Genomic DNA, 593 nt, shown 5'->3' on the forward strand with positions numbered 1-593 from the left:
AAGCAGTATTGATAATTGGTACAAGTAAAGTGAATCGTTTAGGGGTGCCGTTATCCGTCTTCTTTGGAGGCGTTAAAATGATGATACCTAATATGGTGAAATATCCAATTCTTATGTTACCAATATTAACGACAGCCATTGTATCAGGTTTGGTATCAGCATTAGTAGGTATTCATGGAACGAAAGAGTCAGCTGGATTTGGTTTTATAGGAATGGTAGGACCGATTAATGCATTTAAATTTATGGAGGTTGATTCTGCTTGGTTGAGTGTCTTACTAATTGTAGTAGCGTTCTTTGTTGTACCATTTGTAACAGCTTGGCTTGCAGATATCATTTATCGTAAAGTGTTTCGTTTATATACTAATGATATTTTTAAATTCATGGGATAATAACAGTATGTTTTTTGAAAATATGAGATCAAAAATTATTTAATGTTATTGTGAATTACGATAATAGAGTTTAGCAATATAATTAAGGTGCAGTTTATTTGTGCTTATAAAAGATAAGACAATTCACAAAAGATGTGTGTTTTAAAACTTTGGATATACAACAATAATAGCAATCAATACATGTGTAGAAACATATGTGTTGAT

Annotated in this window: 1 protein-coding gene; it reads left to right on the forward strand. The window is 31.0% G+C overall.

Annotated features, from left to right (window positions below):
- On the forward strand, nt 1–389 hold a 389-nt coding region (locus IDG60_RS28415; RefSeq protein WP_206160861.1), incomplete at its 5' end, for a PTS sugar transporter subunit IIC.
- Between the last annotated feature and the right edge of the window lie 204 nt (nt 390–593).

Source organism: Staphylococcus sp. EG-SA-2, from assembly GCF_017152085.1.